Source organism: Oceanobacillus halophilus, from assembly GCF_003628505.1.
In the GTDB taxonomy this organism is placed as follows: domain Bacteria; phylum Bacillota; class Bacilli; order Bacillales; family Amphibacillaceae; genus Oceanobacillus; species Oceanobacillus halophilus.
The window spans coordinates 33,607-57,886 of record NZ_RBZP01000016.1 but is presented as its reverse complement, the minus strand read 5'-3'; the positions used below and the strand labels follow the sequence as shown (position 1 = coordinate 57,886).

Sequence of the window (24,280 nt, the reverse complement as noted above, 5' to 3'; positions counted from 1 at the left end):
AAGGGTGTGTAGTTATGCATTTCGGTAATGTATTAACAGCAATGGTAACTCCATTTGATCAAAGTGGAGATATTGATTTTGAAGCGACAAAAGGATTAATCAATTATTTAATTTCAAATGGTTCAGATGGATTAGTTGTTGCTGGGACAACTGGGGAATCTCCAACTTTATCCCACGAAGAAAAATTAAGTTTGTTTAAGTTTGTGGTAGATGTTGTGGGTGGAAGAGTACCTGTTATTGCTGGGACTGGTTCAAATAATACAAAAGCATCTGTGGAATTAACAAAAGAAGCAACAGCAATCGGTGTAGATGCGATTATGCTTGTTGCCCCATACTATAATAAACCGTCTCAAGAGGGATTATATCAACATTTTCGTACTATTGCAGAAAGTACAAATTTACCTATAATGGTTTATAATATTCCAGGTCGTAGTGTAGTGAATATTGAACCTTCAACAATCATTCGTCTTTCACAGGTGGATAATATTGTTTCCGTTAAGGAAGCAAGTGGAAATCTAGATAACGTCGCTGAAATCATTAGTAAAACGGCTGATGACTTTAGTGTTTATACAGGAGAAGATGGTTTAACATTACCGACAATTGCAGTGGGAGGAACCGGTGTTGTTTCTGTTTCATCTCATATTATTGGTAATGAAATGCAAGATATGATTCAGCATTTTAAAAATGGGGATGTAGCATACGCTGCTTCTATGCATCGTCATATTTTGCCTATGATGAAAGCATTGTTTGCTGCGCCAAGTCCAACCCCATTGAAGGAAGCACTAAATCACATTGGGGTACCAGTTGGTGGTGTACGTTTACCATTAGTTCCTTTAAACGAAACAGAACGTGCTGCACTATTCCAAGTATTGGCTAATTATGAAGATAAGGAAGAAGTAGCTGGATATTAATAGCTAGGGGATAGGTCTTTGAGGCTTATTCCCTTTATTTATATGGCAACATTTTCATACATAGGGACCCGGGCACTTTGACAAAATAGGTGTATGGAGGTGTTCATGAATGACTTTCAAAAGAAAACAACCAACTGTACTGAGTGATGAACAAGCTGCAAGAAAGCATATGTCCAAACAGTTTGATCATGAATTTGCTAATGAGCCACTGAAGGCAAATGAAAAGTTTAACAATAAAAAAACAAAGAAACGTCAATAAGTGAACATTTTCGAAATCCCCCTCCTAGGATAAAATGAGGGGGTATTTTCAAATAATAAAGGAATATCTACGATAAATGTAGAAATAGGAAATAAGTTGGAACTCGGAATTTATGGACAGAAATAAGAGAGGGGTTACAGGGAATGGAAGAGAAAGGAAAGTATCGCATTTACCCTATTATGGTAGATGATAGGAATCTGAAAACAGTTAATTTTTATTTGGTTAAAACAGATTTAAAATTAGTTTTAGTTGATGCTGGGTGGAACAATGAGGAGAGTTTTGCATTACTACATAAAACATTAGGGAAGAATGGCTTTTCTATAAGTGATTTGGATGAGATTATTTTGACGCACAACCATATTGACCATGTAGGGCTTGTGAATCGAATTACGGAAAAATACTCCATACCGGTATTTGCACACAAAGAAGCAATTCCACGTTTAAAAAGAGACCCTGACTTTTTCCAAATGAGACTAGAATTTTATGTTAGTTTATATAAAGAAATGGGCTGCGGAGCAGAAGGGGATAAACGAGTAGCTTATTTAAAGAAAGCAATGGAAAAAAACAGCAGTCAAGCACTCGAAACGGATATTTTACCTATTGGAAAGGAACATTTGGGTTTCGAAGTAATTGAAGTTCCTGGCCATGCTCCGGACCAGATAGCTTTGTTTGATAAACCAAGAGGAGAGCTTATAGGTGGGGACCTCCTACTTGAGCATATTTCTAGTAATGCCTTGGTGGAACCTGATTACGAAGGTAGACGCCTTCCCTCATTAATTCAACACAAGAACTCCTTAGAAAATGTTCAAAACTTAGATGTCTATCGAATATATCCTGGGCATGGGGTAGTTATAGAAAATCCACATGAATTACTAACTAAAAGAATAACTGGTATTGACAAAAAAGCTGAGAAACTGAAGAAATTGATTAATCAAGGATATAGGACTGGAAATGAGATTGCGAAGAATTTTTATAAAAAGAGCTATGAAACTCAATTTTCACTCGTGATGTCAGAAATTATTGGTCATCTTGATTATATGGAAGCTAATCAAGAGATTACTAAAGAGAAGGAAGATGGGGTATGGCATTATTATATCGTTGAATGATCATATTCTGGGATGACAGGCGCTATTCAATTCAGTATGTTTCAGTTGTACAAGGCCGATAAAAGCATAAAAAAGAATCGTTATCCCCTTTCTGAGGTAGACGATTCTTGTGTTTTATGCGGTATAGGTTGTCTTTTTTGGTCTTTGTCTTTCTTGTCCTTAAATCAAGCTGTGCGTACGGGCTTCGGTTAATTTCAGGATTTAATCTCCCTTCTCTAACCTGCTTTTTACGTTGTTTCTTGGCTTTTGATAAAGTCATTTTAGTCCCTCCTAAATGGTTCTCATCCTATCATACACAATATTCTTGAAAAATAAAAAAATTTAGTTTACAAGCGTCCGTTAATTTATTACTCTGTTTAACTCTATACAAATTTACATATTAACTTTCTCATTGGGAATACTAATTCTCAAATTAGGAGAAAGTAAGGTGAAAATGTGGATGTAAACCAAGAATTCAGACCAGGAGAAGTAGTATATATGATCATTCGTAATCCTCATGCACAGGATGTAGCGCACGTTCAACAAGCTGCAATTGTAGAAAATCCAGAACGACCAGGTGAACTGGCTTTATTTGCACACGAAAACTATTTTCCATTATCTGAGGAATTTGCTCTGTATAAATCGGAGGAAGAAGCCGAACAAGCATATAAAGAGGCATTCGGGACATTGGATGAGGGAGATTATTATGGTTAAACCATTTGTTCCACAACTTGTCTATGTTGAACCGCGTGCTTTGGAGTATCCATTGGGAAAGGAATTAATGGATAAATTTGAAAATATGGGTATAGAAATTAGGAAAACTACTTCGCATAATCAAATTCGTAATTTGCCGGGAGATAATCATTTTCAAAAATATCGGACAGCTAAATCAACGTTAGTAGTCGGAGTACGAAAGACGCTAAAATTTGATACGTCTAAGCCATCTGCTGAATACGCGATCCCGTTTGCAACGGGTTGTATGGGACATTGTCATTATTGCTATTTACAAACAACGATGGGGAGTAAACCTTATATTCGAACCTATGTGAATGTGGATGAGATTTTTGATGCGGCAGAAGGATACATGAAAGAACGAGCACCAGAACCAACACGGTTTGAAGCATCCTGTACTTCTGATATTGTCGGAGTCGATCATCTAACACATACATTAAAAAAGGCTATTGAATACTTTGGAGAATCTGATCATGGAAGGTTACGGTTTGTTACAAAGTTTTCTCATGTGGATCATTTGCTGGATGCTAAACATAACGGCCGTACGCGGTTTCGTTTTAGTATTAATGATGATTATATCATCAAATACTTTGAACCTGGTACGTCAAGGCTAAACGAAAGAATAGAAGCTGCAGTAAAAATAGCAGAAGCAGGATATCCACTAGGTTTTATCGTTGCACCTATCTACATACATGAAGGATGGAAAGAAGGATATCGGGAAATGTTTGAAAAGTTGGAAGCGGCATTACCTTCTTTTGCTAGAAAGGATCTAACTTTTGAAATGATTCAGCACCGATTCACTAAACCCGCTAAAAGGGTAATACAAGAGAATTATCCGATGACAAAGCTTGAATTAGACGAAACAAAACGAAAAACGAAATGGGGAAAATACGGTATTTGGAAGTATGTCTATCAAGATGAGGAACAAGAAGATATTAAAGATACAATAGGATCATATATAACCAAATTCTTTCCGGAAGCAAAAATCGAATACTTTACATAAACCGAGGAGTGCCAGGCACCCCTCGGTTTTTTTCACTCTTACCAAGCAGGCCCAAAACCATAATACATATAGGTTCGACAAATCCTGACAAAATCCGGGGAGTGCCAGGCACCACGGAAAGGGTAGAACATTAGACTATGTTGGATAAAATTCGTTATAATGCAGATAGATGGAGCGGAACAAACGCTTTACATTTTCGAAAAGGGGTAGATAATTATGTATAGAAAAGTGGAAGACTTTTTACAAGATTGGTCCAATTCATCACAGGGGACGCTTCAGGTTTTAGAATCCATTACAGATGAAAAATTAGGACAAGCTATAGTTGAGGGACATAGTACACTTGGGTGGCTAGGCTGGCATTTAGCAACAGCACCAGCATTTTTCGCAGGATTAGTAGGATTAGAAGTAAAAGCTTCTGGTAACCCGAGTGATGTACCAGCTAAAGCAAGCGAGATTGCACAAGCTTATAAAAAGATTACTGAAGATGTAAAACAAGCAGTTGAAAAAAACTTAACGGATGAAAAACTGGAAGAAACAGTGGATAGTTTTGGTAAAGAAACACCTAGGGGTGTCCTGCTGCGTACCCTTATCGATCATCAGACCCATCACAGAGGTCAAATGACAGTACTTCTTCGTCAAGCAGGATTACCTGTACCAGGTGTAATGGGTCCAACTAAAGAAGAACAAGCTAAATAATATAAAAGTATTTCCCAAGCCTACGAATCGCAAAAGTAGGCTTGGGATATTTTGATTGGAAAAAAATATAAATCTCCCACCTGCATTACTTCGACTTAAAAACTTGCCAAAAAGGTAGCATTGCCCCAGTTTCCTAGTACATAAACTATGACAGGGGCTGTAGCCGTTTAGCTTCAGCGAATTCGACACCAAATGACAAAATCCGGGGAGTGCCAGGCACCTTAGAATTTCCTGCCAAATATGTTTAAGTAGCCTAAGTAGTATGATATTGCTACAACGGCGATAAATGTTCCTACAATCATTGTAAGGAAGTACCAGTCTTTTTTGCTGACTGTTAGGTCGTGATAATGTGTACGTTCTTTATCGCCGGTGAATCCTTTAGATTCCATGGCTATTGCTACCCGTTCAGCTTTACGAATACCGTTAGCTAATAATGGGATAGAGTAACGGCGGAATTGATTAATCTGACCTTTTATCCCTCGTGTTCTAGATACGCCACGTATTCGATGTGCCTGTCTCAATACATGCAGCTCATGCTTAAATATGGGAAGAAAACGATATCCAGCAAGAATCCCATACGTAATTTTTGGTGGGAGCTTACATTGTTGCATTAAACTTAGCATCAACTTGGTCGAATCCGTGGTCAGGGCAAATAACAAAGATAACGCGACAAAACAAAGTGATCGAAGTGCAAGACTAATTCCAGTTTGGATACTGCCTGTTGTAATTTCAAAATGCCATAATTGGAAATGAACTTCTCCATAAGAATAGGTTTGATTACTATATAAGGCAGCCATCCAAGCAAATCCCAATGCAACCAGAACAAATGGACTAAAAATTTTTATCCATTTGCTAATAGAGATGTTAGTTAGTGTAAAGGTGATTGCTAGAACAAAAAGTAAATAAATAAGAGGTGTAAATACATCAAAGGTAAAGCTAAGAAAAATTCCGGGTACCAGTATGGAGATGGCCTTAATAGTTGGGTTGACCGAAGAAATCATAAGAAAACACCTGACTCAACATTTTTTCTTATCCAAGAGGGAGGACGTAATCGTGTTTTCTTTAATAGTTCTTCTTGTTGCCACAGTGTTTCTGGTACCCCTTCGTAAATGACCTCTTGATTATGGAGAACCATAGCACGATCTGTTAAATCTACAATATCCATATCATGAGTGACAAAGATAATTGTTGTTCCATTCTGCTTTAATTTCCAAATCATTTTCATTAATTCTTGTGTTGTTTTTGCATCCTGACCAAATGTAGGTTCATCAAATAGAAGAATATCTGGTGTTTCATCCAGCATAGTAGCGACGCTTAAACGGCGTTTCTGACCTCCACTTAAAGAGAATGGGTTGTCATACTGATGTTTTTCTAAATGAAATTGTGTCATTAGAGTAGAGGCAATCTCCTTCATATCTGTCTTAGAAATATTATTTAATTTCATCGCAAACGTAAGCTCATCATATACCGTATCGGTTATAAATTGGTGTTCGGGGTTTTGAAAAACATAACCCATCTGTTTACGCAGTTCATTCTCCTTCCAGCAAATAAGTGATTGTCCCTTAAATAGAACTTCCCCTTCGTCTGGTAAAAGAAGTCCCGCCATAAGCTGTAATAGTGTGGATTTACCAGCACCGTTTTCTCCTATTAAAGCAATAAACTCTCCATAGCGAATTTTTAGATTGATATTATTTAGTATCGCTTGTTCTTTTCTAGTGTATCGCAAATGTTCAATGGTAAGAATCCATCCTTTTTCAGAAGGGGAAGCAGTCCCGTAATCCTGACACCTGTATATATCCATAACATCATGGGGCTGAAAAATGCCCTCATTTGACAACAACTGCTGGTACTTCTGAAAGAAATTATCCGACGTATCATCTACTTTTATTGTTCCGTCCTGCCCAATGACAAGTACTCGATTAATTAATTCGGTCCAGTCATTTGATTGATGCTCAATGACCAGAATGGAGAAATGCCTCTTTTTTTGAAGTCTTTCAATCAATTTTATAAATTCCAAGGTTGAGTAAGGATCTAAGTTTGCAGTCGGCTCATCCAATATTAATAATTTTGGTTCTAGCAACAAAACAGCAGCTAATGCAACTTTTTGCTTCTGTCCTCCGGATAATTCATGAATTTTTCTTGTTCTAAAGTTTTCCATTCCAACTAAGTGAAGTACTTCCGTGATAAGTTCTGACATTCGGGAAGTAGGGACTTTCCTGTTTTCTAGAGTAAAGGCTAGTTCATCTTCCACAGTAATCATACAAAATTGACTTTCTGGATCTTGAAAAACAATCCCAATTTGCTGATTTACTTCTCCCTTTGGATAGTCACTTATATTTTTTCCCTCATAATAAATCTGACCTGATGTTACCCCTTCTACGGTATCAGGATATAAACCGTTTAGACAGAGAGCTAGGCTGCTTTTGCCAGAACCACTGGCCCCAAGAAGTAGGGTAACTTCGTTTTCATATAGGCAAAAATTCAGCTCTTTGAACAATGGCTTGTTGATATTTTCATAGGCAAATGAGAATTGATCTACTTTTAGTAGTGGATTTTGTTTAGGCTGCACCTTTCTCACGACGTCGCTGAAGCTCCTTTCCTAACTTATATCCTCTAAGTACTCCAGTTTTGGCAAGCTGATCACTTATCCATTTACCAAGTACACCAGCCAAAAGCGCACCGCTTACTATTCGTGTGATGAGCATTGCAATCAGCAAACTTGGTGCTAAGGCGATATTCCCGGATGAGTATAAATTCCATACAAAACTAAACAATGCGGCAAAAATACCAGATAATATTAAAATTCTAAGTCTATAATCGCGCCATTTAGTTATAGCAAAAGCAAATTCAGCACCTAGACCTTGAATTGCTGCAGCGAGAATAAGTCCAGGACCAGCTGCTGAACCTAGCAATACTTCTACAACTCCAGCAATAACTTCAGCAGTAAAAGCTACACCTGGTTTCCGTAAAATATATGCAGCGATAATAGATACAATAAACCAAATCCCGAAGATAACTTCATAACCAAGTGGACCGAGACCAAATGGGACAAGGATATTACGAATACCTTGCCCAACTAGGAAAAAGGCTAAATAAATGACACCAAATACAACACCTAAGATAGACATTAATACAATCTCTTTCAACTTCCATTGATTTACCATAGGTTACACTCCCTTAACGATTACTTGGACTATTCGCAGAAATACTAAATGTCATTGTTACATGCGACACTTGCTCCTGTACACTATCAAAGGATTGGTACAGTGCCTGGAAGATATCATGAACATCACCGTCAAGTCTTGTTGCATAATGTGTTGAGCTTACTTGAACATTTCGATGCTTAGATAAATCGATTTGTTCATAAATCGCGTTCATATAATCTTCTCTCCCTAATGGGTAAAGGGAGAATTTGCAGCCAGCTTCTTGATTGATTTCCTTTACATTTGACTCGTTTATAGGGGTATCGGTCTTATCCATGTATACATCAGCATCAGAATCACCAGGACATCCAATGGAGAATGTTCCACTCATCGCTATATGTTCACCTGTTTTAGCAGCGTGAAGGAAGATTGCTTTCGTCACGTCGAAAATATGAACCATTTTTCCGCGTATACACGTACTTACATCATCCGTCTGTTTCCAGACCTTTGATGTATCCACCTCATTTAGTGCCGATAATATGATATCTACAAATTTATCACTCATCGGATATAGGGTGAACTGACATCCAGAAATTCTACTAGTTCCACAATAATTATTCATAAAATCTCCTCCTAAATAATTTAAATAAGACAAAGAAAAACTGCACTCCGACGGGGGAATGCAGTTTGAATGTATGTATGGTAACAAAATGTACGCAATTTATACAGCACGAACTGCACTTCCCCACGCTAGTATTATCTAGATCGGGTTATAAGGGTCAGACAAGTTTAGTCTTCTCAGCCACATTTCAGTAGCTCCCCTAGTGCTATTTTTCGGATATGCAATTTTCTATATTATTAGAATAACCATAATACCTGATTCTGTAAAGGGATATTTTAAAACGAATTGAATGTAGAAATATAAGTGAATCTTAATTTATCTCATATGTTTCCTTACTAGCTTCGTTAATAAACATACAGGGTTCCCCAGCACTGATCATTGTTAAATCATGCATAGCTCTTGTACAAGCAGTGTAAAAAAGAGCTCGGTCTGATTCATCGCTATATTGCTGTTTGGAGGCTTCTGGTAGGATAACAGCATCAAATTCGATCCCTTTGGCTAAGTAAACTGGTAAAACAAGCAGTCCTTTTTCAAAGGCATATGTCTCCTCGTTAATTTGGTAAATAGTGTGTTTGTCTTGCAATAAGTGATACATTCTATTGCTTTCCGCCAGAGTCTTACAGATAATTGCAATAGTTTCATGACCATTGTTTTTCTGTTTATTAATTTCCGTTGTTAAAATTGCAGTTAGGTCTGCATCTTCCTTTGTTTTTATCAATTTTGGTTTTTCCCCTTCACGCTCGAAAGCTTCGATTGTTGCTTGTCCTGGGGCGAACTGTCTGGAAAATTCCACTATCGGTTTGGTTGAACGATAACTTTTTGTAAGTGTGAGTCGTTCATGGTTAACAGGGATGGCCTCCGGTATAAGAGGGTTTTCACTTGTTGTATATGCGTATATGCCTTGGTTAATATCACCTAGCAAAGTCATTCGCGTATATGGAAAAATATGTCTGATAAAAGCGAATTGGAATGCAGAATAATCTTGTGCTTCATCAATAAACAAATGACGGATGGAACGATCTGCGTCATCTCCGAGTAATCTACCTTTAAAGTATAGATAAGGAGTAGCATCTTCCCAAGTCAAATAGCGATGTGCTAATTGGTAAACAGTGAACTGGCATATATCTTCCCAATCTGATGGTTTATTTTTGGGTGTCCAAATCTCAAATAGACTTCGATATGTTCCAAGTATGTTCACGAATTTTAGATGCTTTATTCGTTTTTTTATGGGTGCAAACGCTCGCTTAATTACTTCTTTCCTCAAGTAGGCTTCTTCCAGCATAGGATCATCTTCATCACCATACATATCCTGACTCTTGAAAAATGCATCCTGATAATCTTCTTTTTCTAATAGTTCTGCTTCTTCCATAACCCAGTCTTTATAAATTTCTTTCTTTTGGTGTCTGCGTATCTCTGTTAACAGCCACTTCGCAACAAGTTCCATTTTGTTAGGTAAGTCTATATTTACATCAATAGAGTAAAAATAATCGTAAATTTCTTCTTTAGAAATGAGAATTTGATCTCTGAATTTAATATTCTTAAAGCGGATGCCATCATTTTTTAAATCAGAAATAAAATCGTCAAGCATCGTTTTAAAACGAAGACTGGATTTATAATCCATGTTTCTTAAGCGAATAGAATAATCATCAGCATTTTTTTCTGTGAGGGTGAATTCCATTTGTTCAAATGGAGACTCAATTTCCATGTATTTTTCAATCCGCTTTCTTAGAAATTCCAGAAAAGTTGACTGATTAATATTGGCTTCTCCTAACTCAGGAAGTACGTTGGCAATATAATTAGAGAACAGCGGATTTGGTGAAAAGAGATGAAGGTTATTCGCATTCAATTCTTCTCGAAATCGATACATTAAGTAAGCGATACGTTGCAGGGCAGCTGAAGTTTTCCCACTTCCTGCAACGCCTTGAACGATTAGTAGGTTACTTTTTTCGTTACGGATGATTTTATTTTGTTCCTTTTGTATAGTAGCTACAATACTTTGCATCGTGGTACTTGCATTGTTCCCAAGAGCTTGCTGTAGTAACTCATCTCCAATAGTTACTCCGGTGTCAAACATCCCTTTAAGTTTACCTTGTCTAATAATAAACTGTCTTTTTAGAGATATTTCTCCAGTAATTGTTTCTTCGGTTGTTTTATATTGGGCTGGACCAGGACCATAATCGTAGTACATGCTGGAGATTGGTGCTCTCCAATCATAGATGAGGAAGTTTTCCTGGTCTTTATCCATTAAAGAGGAAACTCCAATATAAATTTTATCTACTTCATCTTCACTCGTTTCCTGAAAGTCTATTCTCCCAAAATAAGGAGAGCTTTTTAAACGTTCTAACGTTTTTCTTTCCTGATCCATTTTTCCATGTGAACGTTCACGTTCTGCTAAAAACTCAGCCTGTTGTTTCAGACTTGCTTGGGTTTCAATTACATCGTCTGGTTCATCTAAATTGACGGTAACATCGTCCCAAAAATCCTTTCGTAAATCTACAATACTTTCTTTCAGACCAGATGTTTTGGTTTTTATTGTTTTTTGTTTTTCATCAATAACGCTGTGGACATACTTAACTCTATGCTCCTCTTCCAACCGGTCTTTCGTTAGACTTTCTGTTTGATTTTCTGATTTTTGATTCATTCAAATCAACCCCGTTCAAATCCATAATATATATCAATGTTTACTTTTTATAATAACGAATCGTATGTAGTTTATTCGATAATGTATCTCAATATCCATGCTTTCCCTTATAATCGGTTAAAAAAACTGGAATTTTAATTGTTAAAGAAGAGTTTTCCATCTTTATATGTCTCGTTGTTTCCTTTTTGATAACTTGGAAAAATAAAAGTCCAAGGCATACTTGTCCCTTTTTCTATTGTTAAAGAAGGCAGATAGAACGTAGATGATGCCATAACTTGATTATTTTTTGAATAAGATAAATTTGTTTGATTAAAGGTAAAGTCTTCCTGCGTCGAATTATGGATAAGGACAGTTATCAATAATTCACGTTTATGATTAATAGCTTGCTTTAAGGGAGTGAAACTAATCCTTTTCGGTTTTATTTCGGTATTTCGAAAAACTTCTATAATTTCTTTTCGATCCTTATCTGCAATAGTTCTATCCCAGGCTGATTCAAATTGTAACTTTTGCTTCACTCTATAGCACCTGCTTTCTTATAAAAGATACTAACCCCATTTTACAGCAATAAATTAGAATACCCAACAAATTCGACAAGTGCCAGGCACCAGCCACTAAATTTAATCTGGATAAACCAATATACACTAGCAGTCTAGCATTCGACAATAATCGGGGAGTGCCAGGCACCCAAGTAGGCTCATCCAAAATGTGGGGGTCTCATTGGACTTTATAGATGTTATAATAGATTTATGTTTTTTTGACAGTTAGAGAAATTAGGCTGTTTTTCCTTTGGTACATCATGATTTTTTAAATAGATTAAATGAAAAGAGAGGGGTTACCGTTATGAAAATTTTTCATACAGCAGATTGGCATTTGGGGAAATTGGTTCAAGGTGTATATATGACCGAAGACCAAGGCTATATACTCAAGCAATTTGTAAAAGCTATTGAGGAGGAAAAGCCGGATGCCGTCATAATTGCGGGAGATTTGTATGATCGAGCCGTGCCTCCGACAGAAGCCGTACATTTACTAGATGAGGTGCTGGAAACAATCGTATTAAAACTGAAAACACCAGTGATAGCAGTAGCAGGTAACCATGATAGCCCAAGCAGATTGAATTTTGGCAGTAGAATGATGAAAGCAAACGGTTTTCATATTGTTGGGAATTTCTCCAAGGAACTAGAACCCGTAGTCATAAACGATGAGCATGGAGAAGTACATTTTCATCTTGTTCCATATTGTGATCCAAGTGTGGTGCGTACTGTTTTAGAAGATGAGGAGATTCGCTCCCATGATGAAGCTGCAGAGAAGACTATCCAAAAAATCACGATGGACATGGATCCAAATAGTCGTCATGTTTATGTAGGACATGCTTTTGTAACTCCATTTGGAAAAGCTGAAGAAAATACAAGTGACTCCGAAAGACCACTATCAATTGGCGGAGCAGAATATGTTAACGCCCAACATTTTAAAGCCTTTCATTACACCGCGCTTGGCCACTTGCACCAGGCCCACTATGTTTCCGATGAAACCATCCGTTATTCCGGTTCTATCTTAAAGTATTCAGTATCAGAAGAACGCCATAAAAAAGGTTTTCTGGTTGTTGAGATGGATGAAGAAGGAAATGTATCGATTGAAAAAAGACATCTTACCCCAAGACGTGATATTCGAACGGTTGAAGCAACCATGGAAGAACTACTTACACAGCCTGTTAATGAAGATTATGTTTTCGTCCGTTTACTTGATGAAGCACCTGTATTATCCCCAATGGAGAAGGTTCGCTCGGTTTATCCAAACGCAATGCATGTGGAGAGGAAGAATCTTAACATAAACCTTTTCGATAATGGTGAAGAAAAAACGAAAGTTAATCGTAGCAGCATGAGCGATTTTGACCTTTTTAAGGCGTTCTATAAAGAAGTGTCAGGAAAAGTACCAAATGAAGATACAGAAAATCTTTTTAAAGAGGCGCTTGATGAAATGCTTAAAGAAGAAAATGAATCAGTAGATAATAGAAAACGAGAAGCCATTAAAAACTAATACTTAAAGGGGAGTATAGACTTTTGAAGCCAATCAAATTAACAATGACGGCGTTTGGGCCTTATAAATATACCGAAACAATTGACTTTCAAGAACTAGAACAAAATCATCTCTTTGTGATTTCAGGCAACACTGGTGCTGGTAAAACAACTATCTTTGATGGGATAAGTTTCGCCCTATATGGAAGTGCTAGTGGTTCAGATAGAGAGAATACTGCGATGCTCCGCAGTGATTTTGCTGAAGATGATACACATACTGCAGTTGAACTAGTGTTCGAACTTCATCAAAGAACCTATCGTATTCTTCGGCAACTTGGACATGTGAAACAAGGGAATAAAACAAAAACCGGTGAGAAGTATGAATTTTATGAAATAGTAGATGGAACAGAAATTCCTTGTGTAGACAGACAAATTGTTTCAGAGATTGATAAAAAGGTAGAAGAAATTATTGGACTGACAAAAGATCAGTTTAAGCAAATTGTCATGTTGCCACAAGGTGAATTTCGTAAATTACTTACATCAGAAACAGAAAATAAGGAAGAAATTCTAAGGAGAATTTTTAAAACCGAATCCTATAAGCAAATAGGAGAATTGTTGAAGCAGAAAAAATCCATTGTCAAGCAGGAATTTGATCAACTAAAACAAACGAGAGATAACCAAATTCAAAATATTTTTGCTGTCTTACCTGAAAGAAAAGACTCTCATTTATTTCAAGTACTATCCGAGGAACACTTTAATGTTAATCAAATTATTTCGGGTTTGGAAAAAGAAGTATTCTTTTATCGCGAGAAAATTGATTTGGATCAAAAGAAATATGATGAAGCGTATAAGCAGCATGACAAGCAGCAAAACATTTATTATCAAACAAAAGCAGTTAATGATCGTTTTATCGAACTAGATCAAAAGAAAGTAAAATTAAAAGAACTGGAAGAAAAGATACCAAGCATGGAAAAGCAGGAAAAGCAATTAGCAGATGCAGAGCGGGCCAGTGGTATTGAAATTTATGAAAAACAAGCAGCGGAATGGAAAAAGGAAGAAAAACAGAAACTTCTACTCTTACAAAATGCCCAAATTAACAAGAAACAGTCAGATGAGCAATTTAAGAATGCGGAAGCTGCCTACAACGAGGAAGAGAAAAAGAAAGACATACGCGAGAAGATCAGTAAAAAACTAGATCGCCTGCATGAGTTTTTACCAATGGTTCAAGACATAGATCAAATGAAAAAACAGTTGCAAGTGCTAAGAAACAAAGCAAATCAAGCATACAGTGATCTAGAACAAGTACAAGCTGACTGGAAAGACAAAAATCAAACAGCAGACGAAAAAAGTAAAAACATTAAATTATTGGAAGAAGCTACAAGCCACCTACCATCTAAACAACAAAAATTACATGAAATGCGTGAACAGGCACGCGTATTACGAGATTATATTAATTTAACCAAAGAAATAACTATTAAACAAGAAGAAATGAAGCAAAAGAAACAAGCTTTTCAACAATTAAAAGATACCTATCGTGAGAAAGAAGCTTTATGGATGAATAATCAAGCAAGTATGCTAGCAGCACATCTACATGATGGGGAAGCATGTCCGGTATGCGGGAGTTTGGATCATCCAAAAAAGGCCGCTGAAAATGGCCAAATAACTACAAGAGACGAATTAGACAGATTAAAGGTAAGGCTCGATGAATTAGAAAGTTCTTACCGCAATGCACTTGCGATTCTTGAAACTAAAACTACTAATCAAAAGGAAAAAGCAGAGGAACTTGCTGAATTAAATGTTCCAGTTACAGATGCTTTTGCTGTTAATGAACAGTTGATAGCAGATGGTAAAAGGCTTGGTACGGAAGTAGAGCAGCTAAATAAACAACATGAGCAATTACGTAAGTTAAGAGTTGCTTATGATAGGGAAGTTACTTTAATCAAACAGCTTGAATCTAAGAAAGAGCTATTAGATAAAGCTTTTCAAGAGCAAAAAACATCCTATGAAACAACAAAAGCACGTTATGAAGAAAGAGTGAGTAAAATCCCAGAATCTGTACAGGATCTAACGATACTTGAAAAAGAAATTCACGAAACCGTGGAACTATATAAGAGATTAGAAAAGAACTGGGAGAATGCCCAGAAGTTATTAGAAAAGGCAAAAGAAGAAAACACTAAAGCAGCTACAAACCTAGAGAATAAGGAACAACAACTAAATGAAACTCAAACTAGGCGAGAAAAGGCAGAAATAGCATTTGAAAGTCAGCTTTCAGACGCCAAGTTTACTTCTGTGGATCTATATCACCAAGCAAAGATACCTCTAACAGAGCGTGAAAAGATGAAAGCAGCTATTCAAGGGTTTAAAGAAAATCTATCTAGTTTGAAACAGCAAGTCATGGAATTGGAATTAACATTGAAAAATAAAGAAAGAGTTGACTTAACTGTTCTCGAACAAAAACTTGTCGAATTAAAGAGCGGCTATGAATCTGCTTTACAGCAATTAAATTTGTCCAAAGAATATTATCAAGAATCTGCAAAAATGATTACAAAAATTATTGAAGTGAATGAACAAGTGGCCAATTATGAAAAACAACTAGGAACGATTACAGATTTATATGATGTCATTCGTGGACAAAATGACTCGCGTATATCTTTTGAACGCTATTTACAAATTGAGTATTTGGAGAGAATTATTGAAGCCGCAAATCAGCGTTTAAAACGACTTTCAAATGGGCAATTTTATTTAATTCGAAGTGATCGTCAAGAATCACATGGAAAACAGAGTGGACTTGGACTTGATGTTTATGATACGTACACTGGACAAACTAGGGACGTAAAAACATTATCAGGAGGAGAAAAATTTAATGCTTCTTTATGTTTAGCCCTAGGCATGTCTGATGTCATTCAAAGCTTTCAAGGAAACATTTCAATTGAAACGATGTTTATTGATGAAGGTTTCGGTTCTCTAGATGAAGAGGCACTAAATAAAGCCATTGATACTTTAATTGAATTGCAGCAAACAGGAAGAATGATTGGTGTCATATCCCATGTACAAGATTTAAAAAATATGTTCCCGGCAATTTTAGAAGTCGCTAAAACAAAAGAAGGATACAGCAGTACTAAAATCGTTGTGAAATAAATAATGAAAACAGGATCCTTGGATGGATTCTGTTTTTTTATGTTGGGAATAATTAGAACTAAAAATACAAAGTACTAGTATTGCAGTACAAGTAGAGTTAGGTAAAAAAGTTAATTGAGTTTGGCGCTTTTCGTATATTTTGTTGCTTTTTAAATGTCGTAGTTGATAGAAACGGTTGATATATTTAATTCAGAATAAATAACTAATGGAGCGATTCGTTAACCCCGCTACGGAAATACACTCCGCTTTCCGCGGGGAGCTGGTGAGGAAGCCTACTTCGGAGCGATACTAGTAGACGCAGGCGCAGGTATGTTTTTCCGAGAGGAGGCTGAGGCCGTGCCCGCGAACTGTAAGTATTCTGCCGGAGCGAATGATCGCACATATCAAACATAAGTGTGAGCGAGAGCTACACTATTCTGAATTAAAGATATTAGAACTCTATACAAAATATGACCAAAGTCACATTACAAAAAGCAACAAATTTTAGAAAAGAGCCTCTGAGTTTTAACCTCTAGAAAGGAATAGAAAGCAATTAAAAACATTAACTACAGACTAAGGAATGGTACGAAATGAGAGACATCATGCTAATTTTAATGTTGGTTTTCGCAGTATTAATCCCTGATTCAGCCAAAGCAGCTTCTTCTGAAGATATGATGCACGTTCGATTAGTAAACTATATTGGCAATACATCAAAGGTTAGTTTCCAGTTGAAAGGGGATTATTTCACATTTGACCCTACCATTGAATTAAAAGAGGGTGTTACTTATCAGTTAGTTGCAAAAAAAGGCTCTCTCTTTTTGAGAGAAGGAAAGGAAACGTATAGAATCCAAGAATCACTTGTACTTATCCCCAATAATTATGATTACCAACATGTGATTCAGATAAATGATCGGCCATATTTAGGTGCAGTGGAGTTACGATTGGAGGATAAGGAATTCATTCGTCCAGTTAATCAGCTCCCTTTAGAAGATTATTTGAAGGGAGTTGTTCCATTTGAGGTATTCCCGGATTGGGGTCTTGAAACGTTGAAGGCACAGGCGCTTGCAGCGAGAACATATGCTGCATCCCATTTGGACCAGGAAATTGATGATACCATCAGTTATCAAGTTTATGGTGGTTATACTTGGAATGAAAATACTACAAAAGCCGTCGAGGAAACAAAGGGAGAAGTTATTACTTACGATAATCAACTTATCGATGCATTTTACTCAGCAAGTAATGGGGGAGTTACGGAAAACAACTCTCATGTGTGGGGAGGAAAGGCGCTGCCATTTTTCCCGATAAAAGATGATCCCTACGATCCAACACACCCGTGGGAATTTACTTTAAACAAGGTACAGGTCGATGTTGATAATATGGATTGGTATAATCCAGATTGGTGGGGAAGTACAAAAGAGAAAGATAAAGAAATTACGTCATCTATAAAAAAATGGTTAAACAACCATGGGTATCCTGGTGAGATTAAGATTCTTTCAATCCCAAAATTCGAGTTAACAGATCAACAGCTTGCGTCCGACAGAAGTGTAAGAGGATCGATTTCAGTTGAATTTTTATGGAAGTTATTTGAAGGAACCGTATTATATCAACGGATAAACCTTGATGATGTAAAATTAAACCGTATTCGTCCAATGATAGGAGGAACGATATTTAAAAGTTATCTTATTGATTCTTTAGAAAATGAAGATGAAGCATATACCATGAAAGGAAAAGGGTATGGTCATGGAGTAGGTATGAGTCAATGGGGTGCCTATGTAATGGGAGAAAAAGGAAAAAACTATAAGGAAATTATTCAATTCTACTTCCCAAAAACGGACATATCCCAAATAAAATAAACATGTTAGCCGCAACCTCTTCCAACCAGAAGAGGTTTCTTTATGAGCATTCGACAAAAATCGGGGAGTGACAGGCACCAAAATAAAGAAATCATGTTTTTTTCTTTTTGTAGAATACTAAAACATATACTCCGCTGATAAAAATACAAAAGGAGACCGTTTCGATGAATGAAATACAAAAATATGAAATAAAACTTGATAAACAAACCAATGAATATACATTATTTATTTATCTTAATGATTCTATGACGGAATTTGCTAATGAATTAGGAACTGTTCCTAAGACTAAACGCAATTTTATGGCCACTGCGAGACAAATCATCCATACGCGCTACCCTAATGTAAAAGTTAGTATGGTTAAAATTATGGCAGGTGGAATGGTTGTCACATCCTTAGCTATGGGCACAAATATATCTACTTCTGAAGCAGCTGAATTATCAAATACCTCAGAAGTTATTAATTCTAGTGGGATATATTATAAAGTGGAAGCTGGAGACACTCTCTATAGTATTGCAAAAAAATATAATTCTTCTGTAGCCAATATAAAGCGTGCAAATAATCTAACCTCAGACACAGTGAAACTCAATCAACCTTTAATTATTCCTAAGGCCATTCATACGGTTCAGCCTGGTGACACGTTATGGTCTTTAATGAATAAATTTGGAATAGGTATTAACGAAATAAAGGATGTAAACAACCTAACTGAAGATACCTTAACAATTGGACAATCTTTAATAATACCAGCTCCAATTGGAGGTGCAAACAATGGAAATGTATCTTCAACTAAAGTAACCAAAACTAGTACCTACAAGGTTGTGACTGGAGATACATTATACTCCTTGGCTAATAAATTTGGGACGAGTGTAAACGAGATTAAAAGTGCCAACCACTTAACAACAGATTCTTTGAGTATTGGTCAAACGTTACAAATTCCAGGAAATGCATCTAGTGTAGATACAACTGAACGCAGCGCAGATACAACACAATCTTATAAAGTTACTTCAGGTGATACTTTGTATTCTATAGCAAATAAATTTGGAACAAGTGTGGATAGTATGAAACAATCCAATAATTTAACATCCAATCTACTAAGCATTGGACAAACGTTAAAAATCCCAACTACTTCAAAACCTGAAACTACACCTAATTCTTCAACTGCTAATCAAAAGTATACAGTTAATGCAGGAGATACACTATGGTCAGTTGCGAAACGATTTGGAATGACAGTAAATGCATTGAAGAGTGAAAATAACTTGACATCTGACACCTTGCAAGTTGGACAAACCCTCACAATTAACCAGAAAGAAAATAGTACCCAATCTACACCGAAAGCAAGCGAACAACAAAGTGAAAGAACAACATTTCAATACACAGTTAAGTCTGGCGAAAATTTATCTGTTATAGCTAATCGCTTTGATGTTTCGGTTAATGCAATTAAATCAGTAAATAATCTCAAAGCCGATTTGCTTCAAGTTGGCCAAATTCTAGAGATACCTGATGGTTTAAATGCACCAGATCTGTCAACAGTAAATTCAATATCGTATACGACACATACCATTGAATCTGGAGATAATATTTGGGATTTAAGTATTAAGTATGGAATACCGCAAAGTGAATTATTAAAAGTAAATAATTTAACTACAAATAGCAGACTTTCTATAGGACAGAAATTGAGAATTCCTGTACATCATATAGCAGTCAAAGAAGTAGTTAGTGAAAAACATGGAGAATATATGGATTGGTGGACGGAAGCACAATATGTATTTACTATTGGAAAAAAAGCAAAAGTAACGGATATGAAAACTGGAAAAAGCTTCTTTATCCAACGGACAATTGGCGCCAATCATGCCGACTCAGAAACCGTTTCAACTAATGATACAAATATTGCTAAGTCTATTTGGGGAGGTTTTTCTTGGACACCAAGGGCAGTAGTCTTGGAAATAGACGGAAGAAAAATTGCAGCAAGTATGAGCTTTATGCCACACGAGCGGGAATTTATTGCAAACAATGGTATAACTGGACATTTCGATGTTTATTTTGGCAATAGCACAAGGCATAAAGATGGGAAGGCCGATGCTTCACATGAAGCTCGAGTAAAAGCTGCTGCAGGGATTCGGTGAAGATGTTAAAAGAGGCTGAGTCATAAAAGAAAAAGAGTATATTTCCGAAGCGAATTTACCCTTAAATCTACTTCGCATTTTTATTCTCCCGAAATTTCTTTTGTCTCAGCCTCTCTTTATTTATTTTGCAAATCGATGATTACCTATTGTAATGGTTACGTCACGTGAAAAAATCCAATCGCTTGTTGATGTTTTTGGATTGTAGAAATAAATAGATCCATTACCCTGGCCACGATATGCAACAGCTTCATCTACTGCTTTCATATCTTCTGCTGTATATCCACTGTTAATTGTTCCATTTTGTACAGGGGTAAAAGCATAGTGACCACCTGATTTTTCATAAATGACTTCTTTAACTGTGTTCGGAAATTCATTATGGTCTACACGATTTAACAACACCGTAGCAACAGCCACTTTCCCTGCGTACGGCTCGCCCTTCGCTTCTGCATGTACAAGCTTCGCCATTAATTCTTTGTCAGCAAAAGAAACTGTATCTGGAATTTGAATAGATTCTCCAGTATATATTGTACTGCCAGCACGATTATTCGCGATTTGTAAGTTTGTAAGGGTAATTCCAAATTTATTGGAAATGGACCAAAAACTATCTCCTTTTTGAACAGTATAGGAAGCTGCATCCGCACCAGCTGGAAGTGTGAATATACTTATAGTTAATGCTATTGTTAATAGTAATTTAGTAATCTTTTTCATCTTTTCTCCTCCTAGTAAATAGGTCACAATAAAAGATTACTAGATGTAATATAGTTTATCATTAGCCAAAGTTTTCCTTTTGGAGAATGGTCCAACAAAATATAGAAAACATCTATATTTATAGTATGATTGGAAATATCTCCCTCAGACGGAGATGGCGTTAATATATGGATTAAATACCAAATAAAGGATGTTATGTAACGATTGTTATAAGTTTGAAATATAGCAAAAACTTATTCTCCCCATACTTCGTTTAAAGTTTCACGAAATATATTATCTAAAGGTTCAATAAGTGGTTTAGTAGGTTTTGGTCCCAGTTTATTTAATGTATTCTTAAGGCGGGTAATCTCCTTTACAGAAAATGACTGAAGTACTTCTATTTCTGGATTACTTAAAGTACTCCTTCCGCTCTTCTTCACTTGTATCAAGGAATATATAAAATCTATAATATCCTTTTTAAGTGTTAAGTTTTCTAAAATAAATGGAAGGTTAACTGATGGAAATCTCTTGTTCTCTTCTATCCATTTCGCTAATAAAATAGGGCGTATCACATTAAGAAGTTGCTTTATATCTAAGAAGTCAGCTTGTTGATATTTTTTAAAATTATTCTTTGCCATATTTACATAATGATGAATAGATGATTTAGCTGAAAAGACGTCATTTTCAATGTCTTTTATTTTTTTAATTGTAGTAAATGCTTCAGAATAGACTAACTCTGAGTGTAACCACTCCAGAAAAGAGGGATTTGATTTTCTGAAAAGCCGTAATGCTTTCGTACATTCCCAGCCAAACATATCTAGCTTATCGCTAATAGGAACTTCCATTACATCGGTTTTCTTACCAATTCCCATAGGGTCAATACTTAAATAATCATTGGTTGGATGGATATAAATAAACCTAACATCATAATCACTACTCTTATTTTCTAACCCCCATGCACGGCTGCCAGCTTCGCATGCGTAGAGTATTTTAACTTGATGCGTTTCTTCGATAGAGTGTAAGTTTCTTTTAATAATTTCTCTCATATGAATCTCCTGTATTTTTTATAGTTGCTCTTAATAATTATTATAGAGGGAGTTGCTTTATCTTAAACAAAAAACAGAGAAAATAATAAGTATGATAACAATCATCATTAGCAAGGTGTATTTCGGGTTTGGGAAGTTATGGTATAAAAAATCCGAACCATTGTACTAAAAGTTCGGATTCACTTCAATTAAACCTTTTGAACCAGCTACCTAGATTAAAAATGAATATTAATTTCCTTTCCTTTTTGAATAGATTCATTATTTTCGTCAAAGATGTCACTGGTTGTAATCTGAATCTCAGTTAATTTGTCTGGGGTTGTCTCATCTAATATAAAGGCTAATTCTCCCGATTTTTGTTCGTTGGCTAAAAGAATCCCGTGTAAATTTTGCAAATAAAAATCATCTTCAAAGTTTTTCATTTCACCCTTATTTGTTTTAAGAATGGAAACAGGAGCAAAATTGACGTCTTCTGAAGATGTATTGTTTATAGTTACAGCAAGTTTTATATAATGGAAATTGGTTTCGTTATTTGTGAATCCATGAAAGTAATCGATTAAATGGAGGGCAGGAGTATAATCCATAACTTTAATATCCGTAATGCTGAGTTCGACTGGGCCAATCCTATGTGTATCCATATAATCTGAGATTGCTTTTAAAATAACTTTCCCATTTTCATCAGTAAATTCCTGACCGATATTCTCTAATGAGCGAGTATCTGGTGCTTGTGGATTATGCATATAAGGATCATTTTTCTCTGTTGATTCAGCGTGAACACGGTCCGTTTCTTTTTTCTGATGGAATTCATCATTAACGGGTTCAGATTGTTGATCCGGATTTATACATCCCGAAAGAACAAGAGTTGTAATAATCATTAATAGAGCATTTTTCATATATTTTCCTCCTACCAAATAGAAGACATGAATCCCGCATAGTAAAAAAGAGCGGGATCCTATTTACTAAAGTGGAATATTTAAATTCTTATTTCTTGTTTCTCTTATTGCTTAAAACATCTATTACCATTTGACCAACTTCATGGTTGTCGTGCAATCCAACAAATTTATCCGCTTGTGGGCCATATGCATATACATTCACGTCTACACCGTCATGGCCTCCAGTTGTCCAACCAGTACCGGAACGAAGGTCAAATATTTGTTCAATCGCATTATCAATGGTTGTTACGTCGTTCGATTTTGCTGCATTTTGAACGGATTTAACTTCATCATCCGTTAGATTGAGATCTATATATTGTTCTAGTACATCTTCTACATCTGCTCCGTTGGTGATTTCAGAAGCCATGAAGTCAGGTGTGCGTTTAGCTGCTTTTAATGGAGCTGGATCCCATTTATATACTCCGTCAATTCCCATGGCAAATCCACCCGTTGAGTGATCGGCAGTAGTGATAACAAGTGTTTGCCCATCTTCTTTAGCAAAATTAATCGCTGATTCAAAAGCTTGTTCAAAGTCTTCCATTTCACTTAAAGCAGAGACAATATCATTGTCATGTCCAGCCCAGTCAATTTGGCTACCTTCTACCATTAGGAAAAACCCGTCTTTATCTTGGTTTAAACGATCAAGTGCAGCATCTGTCATATCGGCAAGTGATGGTTGATGTTCTTGACGATCGATAGCTTTATCTAAACCAACTGGTGCGAATAATCCTAACACCTGTTCATTGTCATCTTTCATTAGTTCTTTTTTAGTTGTCACATAACTAAAACCTTCTTCTTGAAATTCACTCGTAAGATCACGATCAGAGCGATCGAAATATGAAGTTCCGCCACCAAGAATAACATCAATCTTAGGTTCGCCGTTTACTTTTTCGTCGATATAATCGTCTGCTATGTCATTGTAATTATGGCGTGATTCATCGTGGGCACCAAAAGATGCCGGTGTTGCATGGTTTACTTGGGAAGAAGCAACAAGTCCTGTTGCTTTACCATCTTCTTTCGCTTCTTCCAGTACAGTTTTCACTTCGTTCTTTTTTACATCTACGGCTATAGCATTGTTATAGGTCTTTATGCCAGCAGCCATGGAGGTAGCAGCTGCTGCAGAGTCTGTTATGTTTTCGTCCGGATCCCATGGATAGGTTTCTTGCATACCTACTAAATACTCATCAAAAGCTGTCTTTTCCATATACGGTGTAGATTTATTATCTTTAAATGAGCGGTATGCGGTGTTGTATGTTGGCCCCATTCCATCCCCAATCATGAAGATAACATTCTTGACTTTCCCTTGGTTTGGACTTACCTTTGCGTCAACAGTTGGTACATCACTTGCAAATGTTGAGATGGCAAGTGTGGATACTATAGCTATCGGCAATAGCTTTTTTCCTATTTTTTTTAACAAAAGAAAT

At 36.3% G+C, this 24,280-nt stretch carries 21 protein-coding genes and 1 riboswitch; of the genes, 10 read left to right on the top strand and 11 right to left on the bottom strand.

Going from position 1 to position 24,280, the window contains the following annotated elements:
* Positions 1-14: 14 nt before the first annotated feature.
* The 3 genes from dapA to D8M06_RS15330 all read left to right on the top strand — a co-directional run bounded on the left by dapA (position 15) and on the right by D8M06_RS15330 (position 2,276).
* Positions 15-911, top strand: coding sequence for a 4-hydroxy-tetrahydrodipicolinate synthase (gene dapA / locus D8M06_RS15340; protein WP_121205476.1), 897 nt, complete (start codon positions 15-17; stop codon positions 909-911).
* Positions 912-1,020: 109 nt separating this feature from the next.
* Positions 1,021-1,170 carry a small acid-soluble spore protein O gene (gene sspO, locus D8M06_RS15335; RefSeq protein WP_121205475.1) on the top strand — a complete coding sequence of 50 codons (150 nt, stop codon included), beginning with the start codon at positions 1,021-1,023 and terminating at the stop codon, positions 1,168-1,170.
* A 143-nt stretch (positions 1,171-1,313) separates the two neighbouring features.
* Entirely contained in the window at positions 1,314-2,276 is a 963-nt protein-coding gene (locus D8M06_RS15330; protein WP_121205473.1) for an MBL fold metallo-hydrolase, read from the top strand.
* Positions 2,277-2,307: 31 nt separating this feature from the next.
* Here D8M06_RS15330 and D8M06_RS15325 read toward each other — a convergent pair whose 3' ends face one another.
* Positions 2,308-2,535, bottom strand: coding sequence for a hypothetical protein (locus D8M06_RS15325; protein WP_121205472.1), 228 nt, complete (start codon positions 2,533-2,535; stop codon positions 2,308-2,310).
* Positions 2,536-2,711: 176 nt separating this feature from the next.
* Between D8M06_RS15325 and D8M06_RS15320 the strand changes: the two genes are divergently transcribed.
* The 3 genes from D8M06_RS15320 to D8M06_RS15310 all read left to right on the top strand — a co-directional run bounded on the left by D8M06_RS15320 (position 2,712) and on the right by D8M06_RS15310 (position 4,686).
* Positions 2,712-2,969 (top strand): transcriptional regulator SplA domain-containing protein, encoded by a 258-nt coding sequence (locus D8M06_RS15320; protein WP_121205470.1) that lies wholly within the window; start codon positions 2,712-2,714, stop codon positions 2,967-2,969.
* A complete protein-coding gene (splB, locus tag D8M06_RS15315; RefSeq protein WP_121205468.1) occupies positions 2,962-3,990 on the top strand; it encodes a spore photoproduct lyase in 1,029 nt (342 codons plus the stop codon). Before D8M06_RS15320 ends, splB begins: the two co-directional genes overlap by 8 nt.
* Positions 3,991-4,206: 216 nt before the next feature.
* Positions 4,207-4,686, top strand: coding sequence for a DinB family protein (locus tag D8M06_RS15310; RefSeq protein ID WP_121205467.1), 480 nt, complete (start codon positions 4,207-4,209; stop codon positions 4,684-4,686).
* A 221-nt stretch (positions 4,687-4,907) separates the two neighbouring features.
* Here D8M06_RS15310 and D8M06_RS15305 read toward each other — a convergent pair whose 3' ends face one another.
* From D8M06_RS15305 to D8M06_RS15280, 6 genes are all read right to left on the bottom strand, one after another.
* Positions 4,908-5,687 carry an energy-coupling factor transporter transmembrane component T family protein gene (locus D8M06_RS15305; RefSeq protein ID WP_121205466.1) on the bottom strand — a complete coding sequence of 260 codons (780 nt, stop codon included), beginning with the start codon at positions 5,685-5,687 and terminating at the stop codon, positions 4,908-4,910.
* Positions 5,684-7,264: an ABC transporter ATP-binding protein gene (locus tag D8M06_RS15300; protein WP_121205465.1), complete on the bottom strand. Its 1,581-nt coding sequence runs from the start codon at positions 7,262-7,264 to the stop codon at positions 5,684-5,686. Before D8M06_RS15300 ends, D8M06_RS15305 begins: the two co-directional genes overlap by 4 nt.
* Positions 7,245-7,850 carry an ECF transporter S component gene (locus D8M06_RS15295; RefSeq protein ID WP_121205464.1) on the bottom strand — a complete coding sequence of 202 codons (606 nt, stop codon included), beginning with the start codon at positions 7,848-7,850 and terminating at the stop codon, positions 7,245-7,247. The genes D8M06_RS15300 and D8M06_RS15295 overlap by 20 nt, the downstream gene beginning before the upstream one ends.
* A 13-nt stretch (positions 7,851-7,863) precedes the next feature.
* On the bottom strand, positions 7,864-8,451 hold the full coding sequence (locus D8M06_RS15290; protein WP_121205463.1) for a YkoF family thiamine/hydroxymethylpyrimidine-binding protein: 588 nt from the start codon (positions 8,449-8,451) through the stop codon (positions 7,864-7,866).
* Positions 8,452-8,554: 103 nt separating this feature from the next.
* A riboswitch (TPP riboswitch) is annotated at positions 8,555-8,662 on the bottom strand.
* A 99-nt stretch (positions 8,663-8,761) separates the two neighbouring features.
* The gene (gene helD / locus D8M06_RS15285; protein WP_121205462.1) at positions 8,762-11,092 is read right to left on the bottom strand and encodes an RNA polymerase recycling motor HelD; all 2,331 of its coding nucleotides are present in this window, start codon (positions 11,090-11,092) and stop codon (positions 8,762-8,764) included.
* A 134-nt stretch (positions 11,093-11,226) separates the two neighbouring features.
* Positions 11,227-11,607 (bottom strand): SLAP domain-containing protein, encoded by a 381-nt coding sequence (locus tag D8M06_RS15280; RefSeq protein WP_121205461.1) that lies wholly within the window; start codon positions 11,605-11,607, stop codon positions 11,227-11,229.
* Between the two features lie 325 nt (positions 11,608-11,932).
* Here D8M06_RS15280 and D8M06_RS15275 point away from each other — a divergent pair, with 325 nt between their 5' ends.
* The 4 genes from D8M06_RS15275 to D8M06_RS15260 all read left to right on the top strand — a co-directional run bounded on the left by D8M06_RS15275 (position 11,933) and on the right by D8M06_RS15260 (position 20,194).
* Entirely contained in the window at positions 11,933-13,126 is a 1,194-nt protein-coding gene (locus D8M06_RS15275; protein ID WP_121205459.1) for an exonuclease SbcCD subunit D, read from the top strand.
* Positions 13,127-13,170: 44 nt separating this feature from the next.
* Positions 13,171-16,242: an AAA family ATPase gene (locus D8M06_RS15270; protein WP_479680827.1), complete on the top strand. Its 3,072-nt coding sequence runs from the start codon at positions 13,171-13,173 to the stop codon at positions 16,240-16,242.
* 569 nt (positions 16,243-16,811) lie between these two features.
* The gene (locus tag D8M06_RS15265; protein WP_121205457.1) at positions 16,812-18,074 is read left to right on the top strand and encodes a SpoIID/LytB domain-containing protein; all 1,263 of its coding nucleotides are present in this window, start codon (positions 16,812-16,814) and stop codon (positions 18,072-18,074) included.
* 164 nt (positions 18,075-18,238) lie between these two features.
* Positions 18,239-20,194, top strand: a complete 1,956-nt coding sequence (locus tag D8M06_RS15260) for a LysM peptidoglycan-binding domain-containing protein (RefSeq protein ID WP_121205456.1) — start codon at positions 18,239-18,241, stop codon at positions 20,192-20,194.
* Between the two features lie 120 nt (positions 20,195-20,314).
* On the opposite strand, the gene D8M06_RS15255 is transcribed toward D8M06_RS15260, so the two are convergent.
* The 4 genes from D8M06_RS15255 to D8M06_RS15240 all read right to left on the bottom strand — a co-directional run bounded on the left by D8M06_RS15255 (position 20,315) and on the right by D8M06_RS15240 (position 24,273).
* On the bottom strand, positions 20,315-20,902 hold the full coding sequence (locus D8M06_RS15255; RefSeq protein ID WP_121205455.1) for a cell wall hydrolase: 588 nt from the start codon (positions 20,900-20,902) through the stop codon (positions 20,315-20,317).
* Between the two features lie 233 nt (positions 20,903-21,135).
* The gene (locus tag D8M06_RS15250) at positions 21,136-21,927 is read right to left on the bottom strand and encodes a nucleotidyltransferase domain-containing protein (protein WP_121205453.1); all 792 of its coding nucleotides are present in this window, start codon (positions 21,925-21,927) and stop codon (positions 21,136-21,138) included.
* 215 nt (positions 21,928-22,142) lie between these two features.
* Positions 22,143-22,817: a hypothetical protein gene (locus D8M06_RS15245; protein WP_121205452.1), complete on the bottom strand. Its 675-nt coding sequence runs from the start codon at positions 22,815-22,817 to the stop codon at positions 22,143-22,145.
* An 88-nt stretch (positions 22,818-22,905) separates the two neighbouring features.
* Positions 22,906-24,273 carry an alkaline phosphatase gene (locus D8M06_RS15240; protein WP_121205451.1) on the bottom strand — a complete coding sequence of 456 codons (1,368 nt, stop codon included), beginning with the start codon at positions 24,271-24,273 and terminating at the stop codon, positions 22,906-22,908.
* Positions 24,274-24,280 lie beyond the last annotated feature (7 nt).